The organism is uncultured Pseudoflavonifractor sp. (genome assembly GCF_944387275.1).
Lineage (GTDB): Bacteria > Bacillota > Clostridia > Oscillospirales > Oscillospiraceae > Pseudoflavonifractor > Pseudoflavonifractor intestinihominis.
Window position 1 is genome coordinate 1 of sequence record NZ_CALXEG010000020.1, and the last position, 23,137, is coordinate 23,137.

Annotated in this window: 14 protein-coding genes; 8 read left to right on the forward strand and 6 right to left on the reverse strand. The window is 63.6% G+C overall.

What is annotated here, in order from left to right; translation table 11 throughout:
* The coding region (locus Q0K23_RS06585) for a helix-turn-helix transcriptional regulator (protein ID WP_294519536.1) at positions 1-444 on the forward strand (444 nt) is incomplete at its 5' end.
* A 274-nt stretch (positions 445-718) separates the two neighbouring features.
* Here Q0K23_RS06585 and guaA read toward each other — a convergent pair.
* On the reverse strand, positions 719-2,260 hold the full coding sequence (gene guaA / locus Q0K23_RS06590) for a glutamine-hydrolyzing GMP synthase (protein ID WP_294519539.1): 1,542 nt from the start codon (positions 2,258-2,260) through the stop codon (positions 719-721).
* Between the two features lie 266 nt (positions 2,261-2,526).
* Here guaA and Q0K23_RS06595 point away from each other — a divergent pair, with 266 nt between their 5' ends.
* A complete protein-coding gene (locus Q0K23_RS06595) occupies positions 2,527-7,755 on the forward strand; it encodes a hypothetical protein (RefSeq protein ID WP_294519541.1) in 5,229 nt (1,742 codons plus the stop codon).
* A gap of 2 nt (positions 7,756-7,757) precedes the next feature.
* Entirely contained in the window at positions 7,758-9,290 is a 1,533-nt protein-coding gene (locus Q0K23_RS06600; protein WP_294519543.1) for an ATP-binding protein, read from the forward strand.
* A gap of 63 nt (positions 9,291-9,353) precedes the next feature.
* Here the strand turns inward: Q0K23_RS06600 and Q0K23_RS06605 are convergent, their stop codons facing one another.
* The 5 genes from Q0K23_RS06605 to Q0K23_RS06625 all read right to left on the reverse strand — a co-directional run bounded on the left by Q0K23_RS06605 (position 9,354) and on the right by Q0K23_RS06625 (position 16,282).
* Positions 9,354-10,691: an ABC transporter permease gene (locus Q0K23_RS06605; RefSeq protein ID WP_294519545.1), complete on the reverse strand. Its 1,338-nt coding sequence runs from the start codon at positions 10,689-10,691 to the stop codon at positions 9,354-9,356.
* A 3-nt stretch (positions 10,692-10,694) separates the two neighbouring features.
* Complete coding sequence (locus tag Q0K23_RS06610; RefSeq protein WP_294519547.1) at positions 10,695-13,163, reverse strand: COG1361 S-layer family protein; 2,469 nt, start codon at positions 13,161-13,163, stop codon at positions 10,695-10,697.
* Positions 13,153-13,887: an ABC transporter ATP-binding protein gene (locus Q0K23_RS06615; protein WP_294519549.1), complete on the reverse strand. Its 735-nt coding sequence runs from the start codon at positions 13,885-13,887 to the stop codon at positions 13,153-13,155. The genes Q0K23_RS06610 and Q0K23_RS06615 overlap by 11 nt, the downstream gene beginning before the upstream one ends.
* A 141-nt stretch (positions 13,888-14,028) precedes the next feature.
* Entirely contained in the window at positions 14,029-15,618 is a 1,590-nt protein-coding gene (locus Q0K23_RS06620; RefSeq protein WP_294519554.1) for a HAMP domain-containing sensor histidine kinase, read from the reverse strand.
* Positions 15,608-16,282, reverse strand: a complete 675-nt coding sequence (locus tag Q0K23_RS06625; protein ID WP_294519557.1) for a response regulator transcription factor — start codon at positions 16,280-16,282, stop codon at positions 15,608-15,610. Before Q0K23_RS06625 ends, Q0K23_RS06620 begins: the two co-directional genes overlap by 11 nt.
* Before the next feature lie 259 nt (positions 16,283-16,541).
* Between Q0K23_RS06625 and Q0K23_RS06630 the strand changes: the two genes are divergently transcribed.
* The 5 genes from Q0K23_RS06630 (at position 16,542) to Q0K23_RS06650 (ending at position 23,135) form a co-directional block, all read left to right on the forward strand.
* A complete protein-coding gene (locus Q0K23_RS06630) occupies positions 16,542-17,279 on the forward strand; it encodes a YwaF family protein (RefSeq protein ID WP_294519559.1) in 738 nt (245 codons plus the stop codon).
* A gap of 177 nt (positions 17,280-17,456) precedes the next feature.
* Complete coding sequence (locus Q0K23_RS06635; protein ID WP_294519563.1) at positions 17,457-18,593, forward strand: galactose ABC transporter substrate-binding protein; 1,137 nt, start codon at positions 17,457-17,459, stop codon at positions 18,591-18,593.
* A 170-nt stretch (positions 18,594-18,763) separates the two neighbouring features.
* Positions 18,764-20,263 carry a sugar ABC transporter ATP-binding protein gene (locus Q0K23_RS06640; protein ID WP_294519566.1) on the forward strand — a complete coding sequence of 500 codons (1,500 nt, stop codon included), beginning with the start codon at positions 18,764-18,766 and terminating at the stop codon, positions 20,261-20,263.
* A gap of 18 nt (positions 20,264-20,281) precedes the next feature.
* A complete protein-coding gene (locus tag Q0K23_RS06645) occupies positions 20,282-21,346 on the forward strand; it encodes a beta-methylgalactoside transporter (protein ID WP_294519568.1) in 1,065 nt (354 codons plus the stop codon).
* Between the two features lie 184 nt (positions 21,347-21,530).
* Positions 21,531-23,135 carry a response regulator gene (locus Q0K23_RS06650; protein WP_294519572.1) on the forward strand — a complete coding sequence of 535 codons (1,605 nt, stop codon included), beginning with the start codon at positions 21,531-21,533 and terminating at the stop codon, positions 23,133-23,135.
* Positions 23,136-23,137: the final 2 nt, after the last annotated feature.

Below are 23,137 nucleotides of genomic sequence, written 5' to 3' on the forward strand. Positions count from 1 at the left end.
ATGACACAGAAATATCTGGGTATGGCCGTGGGCTTCCCCGAGAAATCCGCCGATGTGCGCCTGGCTCAGTATGAGACAGGATCAAGAACCCCTAAGGCAGACCTGACTGCTGCCCTGGCACAGGTGCTTGATGTATCCCCCCACGCACTCTCTGTTCCGGATATAGACTCCTATGTTGGGCTCATGCACACCCTGTTTGCCCTGGAGGATAACTACGGGCTGAAAGTCACAGAACAGGATGGTGTACTCTCCCTGCAGGTAGATTTCCGCAAAAATAAGGATGCTGCCAGACTTCACGAGATGCTCTGGGCCTGGCGGGAACAGGTGGCCAAATTGGAAGCCGGTGAGATCTCTCAGGAGGACTATGACCGCTGGCGTTACCACTACCCGGAGTACGACAGCAGCCAGATCCACGCCAAGGTGCCGCCGGAGGGCCTGATCTGACCCTCTCACTTGTAGGCCACAGGAGAGCCTGTTTGTTGCACAAAATCAGTAAATTCAGATACATGAGAGCAAAATAAAAAAGGTCTAACTGATCGGCAAAAATCAGTTAGACCTTTTCTCTTAGAATAAAAATCCTGCGAATTCGCAAGCCACCCAAATCACCAGAATAACTCTGAATTTGACGGGTGCTATCAATCTGCTATCAAAGGGGAAATCTGAAATCCGAAAACCCAGTGTTTATGCGGGTTTACAGGCTCCCATATCCACTTTTTACTTATTCGAACTCCACCGTGGCAGGGGGCTTGGAGGTGATGTCGTAGCAGATACGGTTGATGCCCTTGACCTCGTTGACGATGCGCACGGACACCCGGTCCAGTACCTCGTAGGGGATGCGGGCCCAGTCGGCGGTCATGAAGTCGTCGGTGGTCACGGCCCGGAGGGCCAGGGTGTAGTCGTAGGTGCGGCCGTCGCCCATGACGCCCACGGAGCGGGTGTTGGTCAGGACGGCGAAGTACTGGTTGATGCTGCCGTCCAGGCCGGCCTTGGCGATCTCGTCCCGGAAGATGAAGTCGGCCTCCCGGAGGGTGTCGGCCTTCTCCTTGGTGATGTCGCCGATGATACGGATGGCCAGGCCGGGGCCGGGGAAGGGCTGGCGGGAGACCAGGTACTCGGGCAGGCCCAGCTCACGGCCCAGCTGCCGGACCTCGTCCTTGAACAGCAGGCGCAGGGGCTCGATGATCTCCTTGAAGTCCACATAGTCGGGCAGGCCGCCCACGTTGTGGTGGGACTTGATGACGGCGGCGTCTCCGGCGCCGGACTCGATGACGTCGGGATAGATGGTGCCCTGAGCCAGGAAGTCCACGGCGCCGATTTTCTTGGCCTCCTCCTCGAAGACCCGGATGAACTCCTCACCGATGATCTTGCGCTTGCGCTCCGGCTCGGTCACGCCGGCCAGCTTGCCCAGGAAGCGGCTCTCGGCGTCCACACGGACAAAGTTGATGTCCCAGCGGGCAAAGGCGCGCTCCACCTCGTCGCCCTCGTCCTTGCGCATGAGGCCGTGGTCTACGAACACACAGGTGAGCTGATTGCCCACCGCCTCGGCCAGCAGGGCGGCCACCACGGAGGAGTCCACGCCGCCGCTGAGGGCCAGCAGCACCTTGCCGCTGCCCACCTTGTCCCGGATCTGCCGGATGGCGGTGTGCTTGTAGTCCCCCATGGACCAGTCGCCAACGGCGCCGCAGACCTCATAGAGGAAGTTGCGGATCATGGCCACGCCGTTTTCCGTGTGGTTGACCTCGGGGTGGTACTGCACGCCGTAGAAGCCCCGCTTCTCGTCGGCAATGGCCACGTTGGGGCAGGCGTCGGAGTGGGCCACCAGGTCGAAGCCCTCGGGCACCTTGGCCATATAGTCGCCATGGCTCATCCAGGAGATGCCCTGGGCGGGCAGGCCCTTGAAGAGCTTGCAGTCGGTATTGTAATAGGTCTCCGTCTTGCCGTACTCCCGGGCGGAATCGTCCTGAGCGGCGGTCACCCGGCCGCCCAGGGTGTGGGCCATGAGCTGGCAGCCGTAGCAGATGCCCAGCACGGGGATACCCAGATCAAAGATTTCGGGGGCCACATGGGGGGCCTTCTCGTCGTAGACGCTGTTGGGGCCGCCGGTGAAGATGATGCCGATGGGCGCCATGGCCTTGATCTGCTCCAGAGGAGTGGTATAGGGCTTGACCTCGCAGTAGACGCCGCACTCACGCACGCGGCGTGCGATGAGCTGGTTGTACTGACCGCCAAAGTCCAGAACAACGACAAGCTGATGGGACATCGTCCGACCTTCTTTCTCTGATTTTCCGCCTGCTCCCGTTGAAGGGCCAGCGCGGGATTTTATAGTTTAGAATACCATATTTCCACCCCGGACGCAAGCAACGAGGCCTACAAACCGAGGACAATCCCGATCTGGATTGCCGTCATCTCTGACAGGGCGAGGGCATGGGGCGGAGAAAAACAGCAAAAAATTGGGCGAGAGTATGTCAAATAGGAAAATACTGTGTTACAATGAGACAACAGGCAATTCGAACGGGGTGAAACGAGATGGAAACCTTTCAAGATATCATCCTCAGTGAAATCCATGTAGGGGACCGAGTCCAGATCTGCTACGGGCAGCAGGGGGCCCAGACCGCCACAGGTACGGTGCTGCGCATCAACGAGGTGCTGATCCACCTGAAAAGCGAGAAGAGCGAGCCCAGAATCCTGCTGAATCAGATCATCTCCTTTGATATCCTTCCGCCTGAAGAGGAGCAGCAGGACGGCGGCGGGGAGGAGCAGCAGGATCCTGCGCCCGATGTCCGGACGGTGCCTGCGGGGCATGTGCTGGCCGACCTGCGGGCGGAGCTGAAGCGGGAAGAGAAGCCTCTGGACGTCAAGACGGCGGCCAAGCTGCTGCGGAAGGCGCTGAAGGAGGAGCCCAAGACCGTCCGGGAGACGGCCGGCGGCGTGCTGGACAGCCTGGAGAACGCCGTGGCCAACCACACCCTGGCGGACAAGCTCCACGACCTGAAGGCCCGGACCAACCGGATCGAGCAGACGGCGGAGACAGCGTCGTCCAAGGCGCTGCTGGCGGTCCTGATGGGCGTGCTGGAGCTGGGCGCGGGGGAGTATCAGACGGCGGCCCTCTGCTTTTCCCAGGCTGAGTGGCCGGAGCTGGCGGCCGAGTGCCTGATCCAGGCCGAAAAACCGGAGGAGGCCCTGCCGCTGCTGGTCCAGTCGGCCCTCAGCGGGCGCTGCCTCCAGTACGCGGGCTGCCGGGTCCTGGGCGAGGGGTGCCGTAAGGCGCGGAATCTCTCCCCCATCATCCGGGGCAAGGAGCAGACCGAGGACGAGGAGACCCTCCACCGGCTGCTGCTGGCCGCCGCTGTGGCAGCGGAGCGAGAGAGCGTGGAGCTGGAAGGGGATGCCTCCGCCGCGTCCGGTGAGCTGCTGGACGCCCTGTTCTATGCGCTGCCCGCCTCCTGGAAGGAGCTGAGCCAGGAGGTGCGTGACCGGGAGGAGCAGATGGCCCAGGCAGAGCTGGAGCGCCAGAAGGAGGAGGCGGCGCCCGCGGAGACGGCGGCCCTGACCACCACCATCCAGAATTTCTTCCCGGAGAAGCGGTACGGCTTCCTGCGGGCATACCCGGACAATATCTTTTTCTATGTCACCCAGGTGACCGACCAGGACCTGGCGCTGCGGCAGCTCCTGGCAAAAGGGAACTACAGCGGCCTGGAGGTGTCCTACGAGCGGGGGACCAACCACCTGGGCGCTCTGGCGGCCTCCAACATCCGCCTGACCGAGCGGGGCCAGCAGGAGGCGGACAAGCGGCTGGGGCGGATCGGCCGGGATGAGTTTCAGCAGGGCACCCTTCTGTTCTATCAGAAGGACAAGACCTGGGGCAAGGTGGTGGACCTGAAGGGCAACAAGTGGTCCTTCAAGGACAACGCCCTGGTAGACCCCTGGCTGGAGGAGTACTGCCACACCAACCTCTTTTTCAGTGAGCAGGAGGTGTTGTTCCGTCTGGACACCCTGAAGGACGGCAAACAGGTGGTAGGCCAGATGATGCGGGAGCAGCCCTTCAATGACGCGGAGATCAGCTATCTCCAGCTCAAGCCCTCGGCAGAGCGGCTGGAGCAGTGGGAGGTCTTCAAGGCGGCGCTGGAGGCGCCCCCCAAGCAGGATGAGTCCGACCCCTATGAGGACTGCCCCTATGAGGCCCTGGAGCCGGCCAAGGACCTGCCCGGCGGGGAGAAGAACCAGACCCCGCTGAGCAAGCGGGTGCAGCCCGTGTCCGAGGAGAAGCAGAGCGACGACAGCGTCCAGAAGCCGGCGGAGCCCGCTCAGCCCGCGCCCGCCCCGGCGCCCAAGCCGGAGGACGAGCCGGTGCGCAAGTCCACGGCCTGGAAGCTGGGGGACCCCTGCCCCAACTATGACAAGGCCCACCAGCTGCTGATCCGGGGCAATCTGGAGACGGCGCTGTACTACTACAAGCAGGCCCTGGAGCGGGAGGAAAAGCTGGAGTCCACGGTGGCGGATCTGATCGGCCTCTATAACCGCCTGCCCGACAGCTGGCAGGACGCGGTGGACCTGTTCAACCACTACCGGGACTACCTCACCAAGGAGAAGGCCCTGAACCTGGAGATCCAGATCTACCAGAAGGGCAAGACCACCGACGCCCTGGAGCACCTGTGCACCGTGCTGGAGCAGGCCATCCGGGCCGCCAACCGGGGCAGCCGCAAGTCCCACCACATGATCCAGAAGGCCCAGACCTACATCCGTCTGGGCCGGTATGGCGACGCCCTGGAGACCTACCGCAGGTGGCGGGACCTGTACAGCCAGTACCGCAGCACGCCCGAGGGCGACCGGCTGGCCAAGGCCGAGCTGTCGGTGAAGAAGGGGGAGGCCACCTGCTACTACCACCAGGGCGAGTTCGCCGAGGCCGAACGGCTGGCCAAGGAGGTGCTGCGCCTCTATCCCGCCGATCCCATCGCCAACGGCATCCTGGACCGCACCCTGGGGGTGGGCACCTATACCCAGGACGAGTTCAATGACGAGAATTTTGACGAGGATGACGACGGGGACGAGGTGAGCGACGGCCTGCTCAACGGCTATGTGCTCTCCCGTATCCGCAATCTGGACCTGGCCGCGGTGGTCAAGAGCCACATCTCCGCCGGCCACTATATCGGCACGCCTTCTGAGGCCGTGCAGGAGATCCGGAAGCAGGTCGACGCCGGCGGCGGCTCGGCCAAGGCCCGCAGCGACAAACTCTTTGCGGCGGCCAGGATCGTGGACGAGCTGCTGGACCGGTATGAGCCGGGGCGCAGATACGGCGCCATGTGGAAAAAGAAGCTCACGGTCCAGAACGAGAAGATCTATGCCTCCCGGGCCATTGCGGCCTGGGGCGACTACATGGTGGACAACGCCAATCAGCTGGACACCGCCCGGTTCGCCTACCTGTCCTGCCTGCCCAACCTGGGCCCCAGGGACCGCTGCTTCCGGGACTCGGTGTACTGTTTCCTCCGGTCCTACACCATGGGCCAGCGGGAGCTGTCCAACTTCATCTCCGCCCAGCAGAACGCCAGCAGCCACGACGGACTGGACTTCAGCTTTCTCTCCGAGCGGAGCCTGGCCGACGCCCTGTACCCTGAGTTCCTGGTGGGCGTGCTGCGCCTGATGCGGGAGCTGCGGGGCCGCCGCCTGGACTTCAAGCAGGGCCTGTACGACGCCAAGCCCCTCCGGGAGGGCCTGCTGCGCCAGCTGGGCCGGGTGCTGGAGGAGCCGGTGACCATGCGGGAGGACATGGCCGATTTCAGCCGCCTTCTCAACCGGGCGGGCGACCTGCTGCGCAAGCGGGAGGAGGAGCTGGCGCGGCATATGGAGGAGTGTGCCCGCCACGTGATGGGCAGCCTGGAGGAGGAGCGCAGCTTCCACGAGCTCCAGTCCTCCGACTGGGCCAACTGGCTGGACGCCACCGACTACGCCCGGCTCCAGGAGTTCTGCGACATCCTGCGCCGGGAGTGCGACTACCACAAGGGCATGGACTTCGAGCACCGGGCCGAGTGCCTCAAGGACACCATCCAGCGCATCGACCAGCTCAACGCCGCCATCCGGGAGACCCCCACCCGCCTGTCCTTTGACGTCTACGTCCCCGCCCTGGAGGACATCCGCAGCCAGCTCACCGAGCAGCAGACCAATATGTATGAAATGCTGCCGCCCCAGCTGACCTGGGAGCTGTCCACGCCGCCCCACTACGACGCCAGCGGCGAGGTGCGGGTGTACCTGACTGTGTCCAACCAGCGCAACCACCAGACCGCCGACACCATCGAGTACGAGGGCGACGGCGAGGACATCCTGTCCTGCCGGCCCGAGGACGACCGGGGCAGCATCAACGGCCTGCGGGGCGACACCCACACGGAGGTCATCCTGCTGGTGCGGCTCACCGAGCAGGCCCGGCAGATGGGCAGCTTCACCCTGAACCTGCGGTACAGCTACCGCTATAACCGTACCGCCAAGGACTTCACCAAGAGCGAGCCCCAGGTGACAGAGCTGACCTGCGTGGTGCGGACGGAGCAGTTCCGCAAGCTGGCCAACCCCTACACCAAGAACGTGGGCAGCCCCATGCACGACGAGACCATGTTCTACGGCAGAAACGACGAGCTGGACCGGATCTGCGGCAAGATCTGCCCCCCCGACGCGCCCCCCAGCTACAGCCACGGCATCGCCATCTACGGCCAGACCCGCACGGGCAAGAGCAGCCTGCTCTACCACCTGAAGCGCCGCCTGAGCCAGCCAGCCTACCGGGACCGGGTGGTGATCTGGGAGGTCCAGAACATGGGCGACATCCTGATGGACAGCGGAAACGCGGTGGTGGGCTTCTTCTACCACATCCTCAACATCGCCCAGGAGGCCTTCGACAACCGGCCCGAGCTGGCCGCCGCTCTGGCCGAGCGGGAGGTGGAGAACCCGGCGGAAAAGATCCTGGGGCGGCCGGAGTACGCCTCGGTGCTCTTTGCCAACTACATGCGCCAGCTGGACCGGATCTTCCGGGAGCGGGGCATGGTGGTGGTGGTGCTGCTGGACGAGTTCACCTACCTGCACACCAAGATCAAGGACGGCACCATCACCAGCGACTTCATGAAGTTCTGGAAGGGATTTCTGCAGAACTACTGCGTGTTCGCCGTGGTGGCCGGACAGGACGACATGCCCGACTTCATCCGGGAGAACCAGAACGAGTTCGCCTGCATGGAGCTGATGCGCATCACCTACCTGGAGGAGGAGCCGGCCAAGCAGCTCATCCGGGAGCCCCTGATGCGGGAGAACCACCTGGCCGAGACCCCCTTCCGGGAGGGCGCGGTGGACACGCTGTACAACCTGACGGCGGGCAGCGCCTACCTGACCATCCTGCTGTGCGCCAACCTGGTGGACTACATGAACGCCAGCGGCGCGGCCATGGCGGGGGAGGCCATCGTGAAGAGCTTCCTGCGGACCCGGGCCTTTGGGCGGATGTCCTTCCTGGACGAGTCTATCTTTGAACCCCAGCTCAACGAGCGGGGCCGGCCGGAGCTGAAGGAGATCAACGAGAAGATCCTGCTGGCAGTGGCCCGGATCTCCCGGACCACCGGGCAGGCCAGCCAGCGGGAGATCTGCGCCGCCCTGCCCGGGGAAGAGGGCGTGAAAAACGCCCTGGACCGGCTGGTGCAGCGCAATGTGCTGGAACAGGTGACCGGCGACGCCTACCGCATTGAGGTCAAGCTGCTGGAGCGCTGGCTGCTGGAGACAAGAGGGGAGTAGAGATGAGAAAGACAAATCGCTTTCTGGCGGGCCCCCAGGTGTCCGGGGACTCCTTCTTCGGGCGGCGGAGCGAGCTGGACCGGCTGGGCGAGTGGATGTTCGGCAGCTCTCCCTGTTACGGGCTGTCCATCGTGGGCCCCCACCGCATCGGAAAGAGTTCCCTGGTGGCCCAGGTGCTGCGGGAGCACGCCGGGCAGGGCAATGTGCTGGTGATCCGGATGAACCTGGCCGAATACCCGGACGCGGCCTCCTTCTGGTACATCTTTGCCGAGGAGCTGGAGGGAGCGCTGCGCCGGCAGGGCGTCTGGGACGATGAGCTGGAGCGCGCCCGGGCAAAGCTGGAATGCGTGGCGGCCAAGGCGGAGAACTGGTATATGCGCATGCGCCAGCCCCTGACGGCCATGCTGAGAAAGACGCAGACGCAGGGCCTGCGGGTGCTCTGGGTGCTGGACGAGTTTGACGCGGCCAGGTGGGTGCTGGACGAGAAGTGCTACTTCCAGTTCATCCGCACCCTGTCCTCGGAGACGGACAAGTACAATATGACCACGGTCCTCATCTCCCGCAGCCCCGTGGCGGAGATCGAGCGCAGCGCCGACGGCATCTCCACCTTCCACGGGGTGTTCACCACCTTTCCCCTGTACGGCTTCAGCGACCAGGATATGGACGAGTTCTATGGGGCCCTGACGGATTACGACATCTTCCCCGACGAGGAGATGAAGGGCCGCCTGGCGTACTACTGCGGCCGGATCCCCTATCTGCTCTCCATGTTCGCCCGGGAGATGGCGGAGGACCAGATGCAGCAGCGGACGGTGGACGCCGACCGGGTGGACGAGATCTTTGCCCGGCGGCTGAGGGGCGACATTGAGGACTTCTACATAACCCTCCGCAACCGTTTTCAGGAGGACCACCAGCTGGAGGCCATGCTGGGGGCGCTGTTCGGGCCCATGACGCTGGAGGAGCAGCGGAACGTGAGCGTGCTGGAGCAGCGGGGCTATCTGAGCGAGGACGAGAACGGATATTATTCCATGACCCGGGACTTCACCATATATCTGGAGCTGCAGCAGACGAATATTCCCCTGTTTGAGACGCTCATCCGGGCGGAACGGCGGCTCAAGGAGATGATCCAGAGGGAGTTTCCCGTCATGGCGGAGGTGCGCTACCAGGCGGGCAAACCCAAAGAGGAGGAGATCCGCCGGTGGGCAACGGCCCTGGGCCCCTACCAGAGCGCCGGCCTGCCGGGATATCAGAATTTCCTGGAAAAGACCTACACCAGCTGCCGCACCCTCTCCAACTGGCAGGAGAATCCCTCTTTCCTGGATGGGATCACCCTGGGTACGGTGGTCAGCATCATCAATACCAGCTGGGAGGACCGCTTTGCCAAGTATTTTCCCAAGGAAGGCGGCGACGGGTGGAAGGACCGGCTGGAGGAGTTCCACCAGATCCGCAACCCTGTCATGCACGCCAACGGACACCTGATCCCTCAGGATGTTCTCAAGCGGGTGCTGGAGAGCTGCCAGTGCATCTGCGGGCTGTGAGGCTGAATGGCCTGAGACAGTGCAAAAAAGAGACCTGCCTGCCGGCAGGTCTCTTTTTTGCACTTATTCGCTCTTGATGGCCTCCAGGGCGGGGATCTGTACCGCCTTGTTGGCGGGGTAGTACCCGGAGCCGAGGCCGATGAACACGGAGAACACAATGGCAAACAGCAGAAGCCACGGCGGGATGACGGACACCCGGTTCACCGTCTCGCCGCCGATGATGGCGGGGAGCAGGTTCTCCACCGACGGCCCAAGCGAGACCAGGTTGATGATCACCGAGGTGATAAAGCTGATGACGCAGCCGATGAGGCCGCCGATGAGGCCGATGGCACCGGCCTCGGAGAGGAACATGACCCGGATATCGGTGACATAGCAGCCCAGGGACTTCATGATGCCGATCTCCCGGGTCCGCTCGGAGATGGACATGATCATGGTGTTGGTGATGCCCAGGGCGGCCACGAACAGGGAGATGGCGCCCAGGCCGCCCAGCATCATCTGCTTCTGCCGGGCCTCCTTCTCCATGGGCTTGCGGATGCTCTCCATGGAGTCGGTGGAGTAGCCCATGGACCGGATCTCCTGCTCCACCGGCTCCACCATGTTGATGCCCGAGACCTTGACCATGATGGAGTCGTAGGGCAGGGACTTTTTCTTGTTGCCCTGGACCTTGTCCAGCATCTTGCGCAGGTCGGCCAGGCTGACCATGATGCCGTCGGAGGTCTCGCCGCCCTTGGAGTAGTCCTCCTTGGTGACACCGGAGGGCTTGACCGTAAAGGTGAACTTGCTGCCCTGGGACTCGATCTCCATGGTATAGGTGGCCTTCATGGCGTCAAAGTAGGGGGGCGGCACGTCGGTCATGTTGCCGTTCTCATCCCAGTTGCCGCTCCACCGGTCCACCATGTTGCGGCCCTCGGGGCGGAGCTTGTCCCGGAAATTGTAGGCCAGGTACTGGCCCACGATCACCTCGCCGCTCTTGGCGGGTGCGCCGCCCTCCAGCAGCTTGTAGCCCATTTTCTCCACCTCGCCGGTGTCCAGACCCACCACGGTGGTCCAGTCGGCGATATAGCGCTGGCCGGTGCCGGTGATGAGGGTGATGGAGTCGGCCTCCAGCCGCTGCTTGGGGGTGACGGCCTCCACACCGTAGATAGAGCGGAGCCGCTTGACCAGCGGGTCGTCCAGCTTGTTCTTGCCCCGACCGCCCTGGGGGGCGTTGACGGTGATGATGGTCAGATCGCCCATCTCGGAGAGCAGCCGCTCCTGGGTCTCCTTCATGCCGATGCCCAGGGACACCATGATGACGATGGAGCAGCAGCCGATGAGCACGCCCAGCACGGTGAGAAAGGTGCGGGATTTCCGGCGCATCAGATTCTGCAGGCACATGCGGAGGAGATCGTTGCGCTTCACAGCTCATCCCTCCCCGCCGGAGCTGCCGGAATCCTCATCGTTCCAGTCGCTCCACTCCGTCTGGACGGCATTGGAGGCCTTCTTCTTCCGCACGATCAGCACCGCGGCCACGGCCAGCACCACAGCGCCGGCGCCGATGGCCACCGGCACCACCGGGAAGCTGCCCTCCTCGGGGGGCAGATCGTCGGGGGAGTAGTCGTCGGGCGGGGGGATGTCGATGGCACGGAGGGTGATGGGAAATTCCTTGGTCTGTACCTGCTGGTCGCCGTTTTCATAGGAGATCTTCAGCACCAGCTTGAGGTCGCCCTCCTGCTCGGGGGTGATGGCGAAGCCGATGTTGCCGTTGGTGCCCGCGGTCACGTTGCCCAGGTACTGGGTGCGGGCGGGGGTGGAGATGCCGTCGCCCTCCACGGTGGCCTCCAGGTTGGCCAGGTCGTCCTTGCCCTTGTTGACATAGGACAGGAGGACCTCGGCCTCCTCGCCCACGGTCACCGACTCGGGCACGGTGGGGGCGTTGATGTGGAACCGGTCGGGCTGGTACACGGGCAGGGAAATTTTGATGTCCGCGCTGGCCTGGGACCGCTTCTCGCCGTCCACATACTCGTACTTGAAGCCCACGCTGATGCTCTGAGCGCCGCTCTTGCTGTTGGGCACGGTGCGCATGGGCACCTCCTGGACCTGGGTGCCGCCGGCGGCAAGGCTGCTGTAGTAGAAGGTATTGGTGCTGCCGTCCATGGTGAAGCTCTCGCCGCCGTCCACGGTCACCACCACGTTTTCGATGGCCACCTTGCCGGTGTTCTCAAAGGTGAAGCTGAGGGGGAATTTGCTGCCCGCCGCCACCGAGGTGCCGCCGTAGGAGAAGTCCCGGATGACGATGCTGGGCACCGACGTGTCCGACTTGAGGGTGGCGTTGGCCGAGATGTTGACCTTGTCGGAGGTGGCGGCCTGGGTGATGGTCTCGCCGTTGTCGTAGCTGTACTTCAGGTCGGTGCCGATAGACTGGGTGGTGGAGGAGATCTCCGCCGCCGCCTTCACCTTCAGGCTGATGGAGGCGCTCTTGCCCGGCTCGATGTCGGGCAGGAGGAAGGTGGAGGTGTCGTTGAGGAGGATGAGGGAGTCGGAGGGGGTCACCGAGGCGGAGGGGGAGATGAGCTTGGTGGAGCCCGCGTTCTGGAAGGTGAGGGTCAGGCTCATGGTCTCCCCGGCGGAGATGGGCTTGTTCACCGCCGAGCGGGTCACCAGCACCACCGGCTGGGGGACGCTCTCCCTGGCCTGGGCGGGGATGTTGACCTTGTCGGAGGCGGTGGCCTGGGTCAGGGTGGTGCCGTTGTCGTAGCCGTACTTCATCTCGGTGGCGATGGACTGGCTGGTAGAGGAGATGGTCTTGGCGGCCTTGATCTTCAGGCTGACAGTGGCGCTCTTGCCCGGCTCGATGTCGGACAGGAGGAAGGTGGACACGTCGTTGAGGAGCATGAGGGACTCGGAGGGGGCCACCGTCACCACCGGGGCCACCAGCTTGGCGGAGCCCGCGTTCTGGAAGGTGACGGTCATCTCCCGAATCTCGTCGGGGGCGATGGGGGTGTCCATGGGGGAGCGGGTGACGATGACCACCGGCTGGGGGACGCTCTCTCTGGCCTGGGCGGGGATGGTCACCTTGTCGGTGACGCTGGCCTGGACGGAGGAGATATTGTTGTAGTAGTTGAACTTCAGCTCCACCCCCAGGGACTGGCTGGAGGAGGAGATGACGTCGGCGGCCTTGATCCGCACCTTGAGGGTGGCGGACTTCTTGCCGGCGATCTCCTCCAGCACAAAGGAGGAGGAACCGCCGGACAGGGTCAGGCCATCGGAGGGGGTGATGGTGACCACCGGGGACTTGAGCTTGGTGGTGCTCAGGTTCTGGAAGGTGAGCTCGATCTCCTTCTCCTGGCCGGGCTGGAGGGGGGAGGCGATGTCGCTGCGGGAGATGAGCACCATGGGGGCGGGGGCAGTATCCGGGGTGGTGTCCGGAGTGGTGGGGGCGGCCTCGTAGACCACTGCCTCGGTGACGGTCACATCCAGAGTCTGATAGCTGTCCGGCTTGCCCTTTTCGCCGATCTGGAGCTTGAGCAGCTGGCCCACGCCCTTGTAGCGGGTGTTGCTCACCAGAATCTCATAGGACAGGGGCTGGCCGTCCTGAGAGGTCTTTTTCACCGAGACGGTGCCGCCGGTAAAGCTGTCGTCCAGCTTGCTGATGTCCAGGGCCGAGGGTACCTTGGAGCTGCTGTTCTCGCTGATGTCCTTGACGGACACGGCAATGCTCACCACCGCGCTCTTGGATACGCTGCTGAGGGGCTTGCCGTCGGCGCTGAGCACGGTGTAGCCGGTGACGTACAGGTTTCCGCCCTCGGCCCGGGCGGCCAGAGGGACAAGCGCCGTGACCAGGGCCAGCAGGATGAGGACGGAGAAGATGCGCTGAAAACGTTTATGATTCATGGTGCTTGCTCTCCTTGTCGTTGACTTGATTGCGGACGATCTCGCCGTCAATGAGGGTGACGATGCGGTCGGCGTAGGATGCCATCTCCGGGTCGTGGGTGACCAGGATGATGGTCTGATGGTAGTCCCGGGCAAAGGAACAGATCATATTCATGATCTCCACTGTGGTCTTGGAGTCCAGGTTGCCGGTGGGCTCGTCGGCGAAAACCACGTCGGGCCGGGCGATGAAGGCCCGGGCGATGCCGGCCCGCTGCTGCTGTCCGCCCGACATCTGCCGGGGGAAGTGGTCCAGCCGGTGGGACAGGCCCACCTGGCAGAGGATCTTCCGGGCCGCCTCCTCCCGCTGCTTCCGGGGCACGCCCCGGAACATGAGGGGCATGGCCACGTTTTCCGTGGCGGTCAGGTTGGGCAGCAGGTTGTAGGACTGGAACACAAAGCCCAGGTGCCGCTGGCGGAAGGAGGCCAGCTGGTTTTCGCTCAGCCGGGAGATGGGCACGCCGCCAATGGACACATTGCCCCGGGTGGGTTTTTCCATCCCGGCCAGCTGGTTGAGCAGGGTGCTCTTGCCCGAGCCGGAGGTGCCGAAGATGCAGCAGATCTCCCCCCGCATGACATTTAAATTGATGCGCTTGAGCGCCACCACCGTCTCGTCGCCCACAGGGTACTCCTTGCGGAGGTCCTTGACCTCGATGATGGGGCGGCTGCGCAGGTCAGATCCGTTCATCGGCTCTGCCCCCTTTCTGACACAGAGCATACACCTCCACTCTTTGTTTGCCGTTTGCGTCGATTTAAGATTCGTAAAGAAAAACGCAAGGAAAACACAAAAAACGTCCGCCGGACTCATGGTCCGGCGGACGTGTCTGTTTCACGATGTCAGAGGAAGGCGGAGGACGAACTCGGTGCTTCTGCCCGGGCCCGGTCGGGGAGAGAGGGCCACGGTGCCGCCGTGCTTTTCCACGATCCGCTTTGTAATGGACAGGCCCAGGCCGCTGCCCGTGCCCGAGCGGGCGTCGCTGCCCACCACAAAGGGCTCGAAGATGTACTTGGCCCGGTCGGCAGGGATGCCCGAGCCGTTGTCCGCCACCCGGAGGACTGCGGCGCCCTCCTCCACCGATACGTCGAAGAAGAGAATGGTGCCCAGCCGGTTGTGGCGCAGGGCGTTGGAGAGCAGGTTGTCCAGCACCCGGCGGAACTGGAGCTGGTCCAGGGCGCAGAACACGGGGCGCTCCGGGATGGACACCTCCAGGGAGAAGCCGGCCAGATCGATCTCATCGTACTTGCCCGCCAGGTATTCCCGCAGGAACTCGCACAGGTCGGTGCGCTCGGTGTGGAGGACGAACTCGGGGTGTTCCACCTTGCTGTACTCGTGGAAGGCGTTGACCAGCTCGGTGAGGGCCTCCGCCTTGCCCTGGATGGCCCGCAGATAGCGGCCCGTCTCCTCGGGGGGCACCTTGCCGTCGCAGATGGCGTCGATGTACCCGGCGATGACGGTGATGGGGGTCTTCAGGTCGTGGGAGATGTCGGCGATGAGCTTCTGCCGGCCCTGGTCCAGCCGCCTCCGCTCCGCCTCGCTCTCGGCCAGCCGGTCGGAGAAGCGGTCAAAGCTCTCCCCGATGAGCCGGATCTCCCGCGGGCCGCCGCAGTCTCCCACCCGCACCACACGGCCCTCCGACTGGGACACCACCGCGTCGTTGAGCCGCCGCAGGGGCCGCCCGATCTTCCGGCGCATCCACCAGATGAACACCCCGGCCCCCGCCAGATACAGGGGGATGAACAGCAGCCAGATCCGCCAGGAGTGGGTGTAGTGCTGGTAGTAGATCTCGTCGGTGATGTAGGCGTTGCGCAGCAGGACCGTCATAGTCTGGCCGGACTGGTCCGGGCAGGTGTCCCGGTACAGATAGGCGTCGGGGAAGCGGGTGTCGGTCAGGTAGAGGAATTCCCGCCGGGTGTAGCTGGTGCGGCCGTCCCCAAAGCCGCCGTACACCACCTGCAAATTGCCGTCCAGCACCATGGTGTCGGTCTGCTCCGGCGTGCCGTCCTGCCCGAAGAGCCGGCGGACCAGCAGACAGCGGGGCTCCTCCCCCTGAAAGGAGGAGAGCTCGTAGACGCTGATCTCCTCAGTCCCGCCCCACAGGGGGACAAAGCCCAGCTCCGCCGGGGTACACTGTGCGTCAAAGCCGTTGCCCGAGGCGTACACCAGGGCACCGCCGCTGTCATAGACGGCGAAGTCGTTGCCAGCCCGGCCCAGGTGCCGCCGCAGGGACTCATAGTCCCCGGCGGCCAGCGCCGGGTCGGACAGCAGTGAATTCCAGTTTGCCGGCTGGTACAGGCTGTCCAGCCAGCTGTTCCACAGGGCGAATACCACACCGGCCATGGCCAGCAGCGTCAGGGTGAAGAGCAGGTAGTTGCGCACCAGCAGGCCGAAGAGGCTCCCCGGTACTTTTTCATTTTTCAAGCTTGTACCCCAGTCCTCTCACGGTGATGATGTAGCGGGGGTTTCTGGGATCGTCCTCGATCTTCTCCCGCAGCTTGGAGATATGCACCATCATGGTGTTGTCGTCCCCCTCGAAATAGTTGCCGATGGCGCCCTCATAGAGCTGGATTTTTGTGAAGATGCGGCCGGGGGAGCGCATGAGCAGGGCCAAAATCTTGTACTCCATGGGGGTGAGTGGGATGGGGACGCCGCTCTTGGTCAGTTGGAAGGCTGCGGTGTCCAGGGTCAGCTCCCGCACGGTCAGCAGGTCGCCGCTGCTGCGGGCGGCACGGCGGAGCTGGGCTTTCACCCGGGCCACGATCTCCACCGGGTTGAAGGGCTTGGCGATGTAGTCGTCCGCACCCAGGTTCAGCCCCAGGATCTTGTCGTTGTCCTGGCTCTTGGCGGAGAGGATGAGGATGGGGATCTCGCTGTACTTCCGCAGGGCGCGGGTGAGCTCGAAGCCGTTCATCCCGGGCATCATGATATCCAGAATGGCCATATCGGGCGCGTGTTCCCGGGCCAGGGACAGGGCGGTATTGCCGTCCTCCGCCTCCAGCACCCGGAAGCCGTCTCCCTCCAGGTACAGCCGCAGCAGGGCGCGGATGTCCGCATCATCCTCGGCAATGAGAATCAGTGGATTCAAGCAGGCGTCCTCCTTTATAAAAATAATTCCTACCGACATTCTATCAGATTCCCCGGGACCTTGAAACCCCCAACGGTACGAAAGCCGAAAATCTTTTTAAATCTTAAGGCGGCGCAGAGAGAGAATACAGCTTTTCCCGCTATGATGGAGACAAGCGCGCGGCGGAGGACTCTGGACCCCGGTCCGCGCTGGAGATAGATGCCCCGACCGGTCTCCCGGCCGGGGCACGCTGATTTTTACTCGGGAAAGAGTGTATATCATGTTTCAGCCGCCCCACATCGCGGTGCTGGTCTGCACCGCCCTTTTCACTGTCCTGGCCTGCCGGTGGGCCCGCAGCGCGCCCAGGGAGGCCGTAGCGCGCTGGCTCAGGGTGGGGGCCGTGGCGGTGCTGCTCTTCGATCCGGCCTACTGGCTCTGGGAGGTGGGCAGCTTCGGCCGCATCAACCCGGCCACCTCTCTGCCGCTGTACCTGTGCTCCCTGTTCTGGATGATGCTGCCTCTGGCGGTGTTCGCCCGGCGGGACTGGCTGCGGCAGATGGCCTCGGCCACCGTGTGCACCATGGGACTGCTGGGGGGCGTGTTCGGCCTGGTGTTCAACATCTATCTCAGCCGCTACCCCTTTTTCAGCTTTGTGCCGGTGCGCAGCCTACTCTACCACATGCTGATGGTACTGGTGCCCGCCGTGATGTGGAGTAGCGGCTGGTACAGCCCCAGGCGGGAGGACCGTTACCGCTGTTTTGTGCCGGTGGCGGCGCTGGTGGGGGTGTGCCTGCTGCTCAACCGGCTGTTCGGCTGGGACTACTGCTACACCGCCGGCGGCGTGGGCACGCCCCTGGAGAAGCTCAGCGGCGTGCTGCCCAGGGGGCTGTTTCTGCTGGTGCTGTACGGGGCCCTGCTGGGACTCATCCAGCTGCTGTTCTACCGGCGTATCCCGGCGGACGAGCCCGGCGGTGCGGACTGGGATGGCGATGGAGAAATTCCACAAAAAGAATTCTGACATCTGTCCAAAAACTGTGAAATACTTCACATAGCACCGTAGTTTTTTCATAGAACACAGTAGATTTTTCTATCGTCTTTTGGCCCTCCAATCTCTAAAATGAGAGACACAAGGGAGGCAACGCCGCCTCCGGTAAGGAAAGGAATCCACCCATCCAAATCAACAGGAGGAATCAAGATGAAGAAGAAACTGGCTCTGATCCTGGCGGCCGTCATGATGCTCGGTCTGTTCGCCGGATGCTCCAACAAGACCCCCACCGGCAGCGGCACGCCTTCCGGCAGCGGCAGCGCCGATGCCATGCGGGTAGACGTGTTCTACTATGACTTCTCCGATGTGTACATCTCTACCGTCCGCATCGCCATGGACGAGCAGCTCAAGGCCATGGGTATTGAGCCCAACAACTGGGACGCCGCCGGCTCCCAGCCCACCCAGACCGACCAGGTCAACACCGCCATCACCGCCGGCTCCGACCTGCTGATCGTCAACATCGTGGAGACCGCCACCTCCTCCCCCGCCCAGGACATTGTGAATGCCGCCAAGAGCGCCGGCATCCCCGTCATCTTCTTCAACCGCGAGGTGGCCGACAACAGCGTCATCAACGGCTATGAGAAGTGCGCCTTCGTGGGCACCAACGCCCCCGACGCCGGCCACATGCAGGGCGAGATGATCGGTAACTACCTGCTGGAGAACTATGACGCCGTAGACCTCAACGGCGACGGCGTGATTTCCTACGTCATGTTCAAGGGCCAGGAGGGCAACGCCGAGGCCGAGGCCCGCACCCAGTTCGCCGTGGAGGACGCCGACAAGATCCTGACCGACGCCGGCAAGCCCGCCCTGGCCTACTACGACGCCTCCGCCTCCACCAAGTACCTGGTCGACACCGAGGGCAAGTGGTCCGCCAAGGCCGCCAACGACTACATGGTGGCCCTGCTGGGCTCCTACAACGAGGGCAACAACAACATGGTGGAGCTCATTATCTGCAACAACGACGGCATGGCCGAGGGCGCCATCTCCGCCCTCCAGAACGTGGGCTACAACAAGGGCATCGACGAGAACGGCGAGCCTCTGTCCACCAACATCCCCGTCTTCGGCGTGGACGCCACCGACTCTGCCAAGGCCCTCATCAAGGCCGGCAGCATGGTGGGCTCCATCAAGCAGGACGCCGTGGGTATGGCTACCACCATCAACACTCTGGTGAAGAACGTGATGGACGGCGCCGAGCTGATGGCCAACACCGACCAGTTTTCCGTGGACAGCGACGTGGCCAAGATCCGCGTGCCCTACGCCATGTACGACGCCACCAGCGAGGGCTAAGATCAGCGCCGAGCTGAACAGCGGCATCAGCCCCTATTGAGAAGCAAACGGCCGAGCGGGGCTGCCATTGAGGCAGCCCCGCTTGCGGCCTGACGCGGAATCACCGCTTGATGCGCGGAAAACGGACCGCGGATGAAGCGATGATTCCGCAAGGTGAGAGGAGGAAGAATATGGAGCAGCCGGCACTGCTGGAGATGCGAGGCATCTGCAAGGAATTCCCGGGCGTCAAGGCCCTGGACAATGTGGACCTGACGGTCCGGCCCGGTACCGTCCACGCCCTGATGGGGGAGAACGGCGCGGGCAAATCCACCCTGATGAAGTGCCTGTTTGGCATCTACCGCCGGGACAGCGGCACTGTGACCCTGGACGGCAAGGAAGTGGAATTCAAAAGCGCCAAGGACGCACTGGAAAACGGCGTGGCCATGGTCCACCAGGAGCTGAACCAGGCCCTGACCCGCAGCGTACAGGACAATCTGTGGCTGGGGCGCTACCCCAAGAAGATGGGCATCATGGTCAGCGAGAGCGAGATGAAGAAGCGCACCAAGGAGATCTTTGAGACTCTGGGCGTCAGCGTCAACCCCAAGGCCATCATGTCCACCCTGCCCGTCTCCCAGCGGCAGATGGTGGAGATCGCCAAGGCCGTGTCCTACAATTCCAAGATCATTGTCTTTGACGAGCCCACCTCCTCCCTGACGGAGACCGAGGTGGAGCACCTGTTCCGCATCATCAACATGCTGCGGGACAAGGGCTGCGGCATCATCTACATCAGCCACAAGATGGAGGAGATCCTCCGCATCAGCGACGACGTGACCATCATGCGGGACGGCCAATGGGTGGCCACCCGTCCGGCCAAGGAGCTGACCATGGACGAGATCATCCGCCTGATGGTGGGCCGGGAGCTGACCAACCGCTTCCCGCCCAAGACCAACCAGCCCGGCGAAGTCATCCTGGACGTGCAGCACATTTCCGGCAAGTACACCCGCCTGAAAGACGCCACCTTCCAGCTTCGGAAGGGGGAGATTCTGGGCATCGCCGGTCTGGACGGCTCGGGCCGCACCGAGGTGCTGGAGAATCTGTTCGGCGCCATGACCCGGGGAGGCGGTACCATCACCCTCCACGGAAAGCCCATCCGGAACAAGAATCCCAAGGATGCCATCAAGAACGGCTTTGCCCTCCTCACCGAGGAGCGCCGGGCCACCGGCATTTTCGGCATCCGGGATATCAAGGAGAACACCGTGGTGTCCAGCCTGAAGGACTACCTCCTGGGCGGCTTCTGCCTCAGCGACAAGAAGATGCGGGACAAGACCGACTGGGCCATTCAGGCCATGCACATCAAGACCCCCACCCAGCGCACCCAGATCCGCTCCCTGTCCGGCGGCAACCAGCAGAAGGTCATCATCGGCCGCTGGCTGCTCACCAAGCCGGAGGTGCTGCTGCTGGACGAGCCCACCCGCGGCATTGACGTGGGCGCCAAGTACGAGATCTACCAGCTCATCATCGACCTGGCCAACGAGGGCAAGGGAGTCATCATGGTCTCCTCGGAGATGCCCGAGCTGCTGGGCGTGTGTGACCGGATCGTGGTTATGTCCGGCGGCCAGGTGGCCGGAGAGGTGGACGCCCGCAATACCAGCCAGGAGGAGATCCTCACCCTGGCGGCCAAGTATGTGTAAAGAGGAGGAGACTGTCTTATGAGTACCCAGTCCAAGGAGCTGGCCAAAAAGGCCCAGGGCTTTTCCGCCAAGCGGGTGGGAAACGCCCTGCTGAACAACGCCCTGATCATCATCATGCTGCTGGTGGCCGTGTATGTGGCCGTCACCCAGCCGTCCTTTCTGACCCCCCGCTCCCTCATCAACCTGCTGTCCCTGACCGCCGCCTACCTGCCCGTGGCCCTGGGCATCGCCGGCTGTATCGTCCTCACCGGCACTGACCTGAGCGCCGGCCGGGCCGTGGGCATCACCGCCTGCGTGTCTGCCTCCCTGCTTCAGGCGTCCGGCGCGGCCAACAAGATGTGGCCCAATATCGGCACCCTGCCCATCCCCGTGGTCATCATTATCGCGGTTGGCCTGGGCGCCCTCATCGGCGCCTTCAACGGCTTCTTTGTGGCCAAGTTCAAGCTCCACCCCTTCATCGTCACCCTGGCCACCCAGCTTATTCTGTATACCCTTCTGCTTCTCTACGTCCAGATGGGCAACAACAACGGCATGGCCATCTCCTCTCTGGACCAGGGCTACCGCAACTTCGTGGTGGGCGATCCCCCGCTGCTGAACTTCAACGGCGGTGAGATCCAGATTCCCAACTACGTCATCTACGCGGTGCTTCTTTCGGCGCTGATGTGGTTCATCTGGAACAAGACCACCTTCGGCAAGAACATGTTCGCCCTGGGCGCCAATGAGGAGGCCGCCCGGGTGTCCGGCGTCAACGTGTTTATGACCACCATCCTGGTCTTCGCCCTGGCCGGCGCCATGTACGGCTGGGCCGGCTTCGTGGAGTCCGCCCGCGTGGCCTCCAACACCGCCAACACCGGCGTCAACTACGAGCTGGACGCCATCGCTGCCTGCGTCATCGGCGGCGTGTCCTTCGTGGGCGGCATCGGCAAGGTCAGCGGCATCATCATCGGCGTCATCATGCTCCGCCTCATCTTCGTGGCCCTGCCTCTGGTGGGCATGGACCAGAACCTCCAGTACGCCATCAAGGGCGGCATCATCCTCTTCGCCTGCGCCCTGGATATGCGCAAGTACCTGGTCAAGAAATAAGAGGAAACAATTCCAGGACCTGTTTACAGCGGCGTCCGCCCGTCAGAAGACGGACGGACGCCAGACTGTTTTTGGGTATATTCACCGATGAAAACTTGTGTTATGATCATATCTGCTGAGGATAATGACCAAATTCTGGGGAAGAGCGGGGCCTGATGGGCCTGCTCGGTAAGGAGGAACTGCCATGGAGCCCTACCGTGTGCTGCTGGCGGACGACGAGGAGGAGATCCGCGCCGGTATCAGCCGGAAAATCGACTGGGCCGGCCTGGGCTTTGCGCTGGTGGGAGAGGCGGAAAACGGGGCGGAGGCCCTGGAGCTGTCCGAGCAGCTCAGGCCCGACGTGGTCCTCACCGACATCAAGATGCCCTTTATGGACGGCCTGGAGCTGTGCCGCAGGCTGCGCCAGTCCCTGCCCGCGGCCAAGCTGGTGGTGTTCTCCGGGTTTGACGACTTTGAGTACGCCCGGCAGGCGGTGGGCATGGGGGTGTCGGAGTACATTATGAAGCCCATCAACGCTCCCGAGATGGGGGAGGTGCTCATCCGCCTGCGGGAGCAGCTGGACAGGCAGCGCATGGAGCGCCGGGACATGGAGACCCTGCGCCGCCGGTACGAGGAGAGCCTGCCCGTACTGCGGGAGCTGTTCTACACCCGCCTGCTGGACGGGCGGATCCGGCCCGACCAGGTGGCCGACCGGGCCGCCCGGTACGAGCTGGACATGCCGGAGGGCGCCTGGACGGCAGCCCTGACCCGGGTGGGGGGCGCAGGGGAGAGCGAGGCCCAGCGGGACGAGCTGCTGCTGCTCTCCGCCCTGGCCTTTCTGGATGAGCACTTCCAGCTGCCCGGCGCCTGTGTCCGCAGCCTGCTCTACAACGACGCGGTGGCTCTGCTGGTCCGGCTGGAGGGCCCGGAGCAGGTGTACGCCCTGACGGAGGAGATGGAGCGGCTGTGCGCGCTGGCCCGCAGCATTCTGGGCATGTCCCTCACGGTGGGCATCGGCCAGCCCTGCGCCGGGCCGGGGGAGCTGCGCCAGTCGGCCGACGGCGCCCGCTCCGCCCTGGACTACCAGGTGCTGGTGGGGGAGGAGCGGGCCATCTATATCGGCGACCTGGAGCCCGACCGGTCGGTCCGGCTGTCCTTTGGCGAGGAGGACCAGCGGGCCCTGGAGAGCGCGGTGAAACTGGGCAGCAGGGAGCAGGTGGAGGCCCTGGTGGAACAGCTGACCCACCGGGTGCGGGAGACCAGGCGCTCCCTGTCTCAGTGCCACCTGTTCTTCCTGGAGATCGTCACCGCCATGATCCGCCTGGCCCGCTCCGGCGGCGACGAGGTGGAGGAGCAGTTCAGCCGCAGCTTTACCGGCATGGTGTCCTTCTCCGACTTCCACTCCCCCGAGGAGCTGGGCCGGTGGCTGTGCGCCCGGTGCCTGAAGCTGCAGGAGCTGCTGGGCCGCCAGCGGACCGACTCGGCCTGGAAGACTGTGGAGCAGGCCAAGGCCTTTATCGCCGGAAACTACGCCGACTGCGATCTGAGCGTGGAGAGCCTGTGTGCCCATCTCCATCTGTCGGCCACCTACTTCTCCACCCTCTTCAAGCGGGAGACAGGGCAGAGCTTTACCGCCTACGTCACCGAGCTGCGGATGGGCCAGGCGGCCCGCATGCTCCAGGACACCGATGAAAAGACCTATCTGATCGCAGAAAAGACGGGGTACACAGACCCCAACTACTTCAGCTATGTGTTTAAGCGCCATTTCGGCGTCACGCCCTCCAAGTACCGGGCGGGACAGCGGGCCTGAGC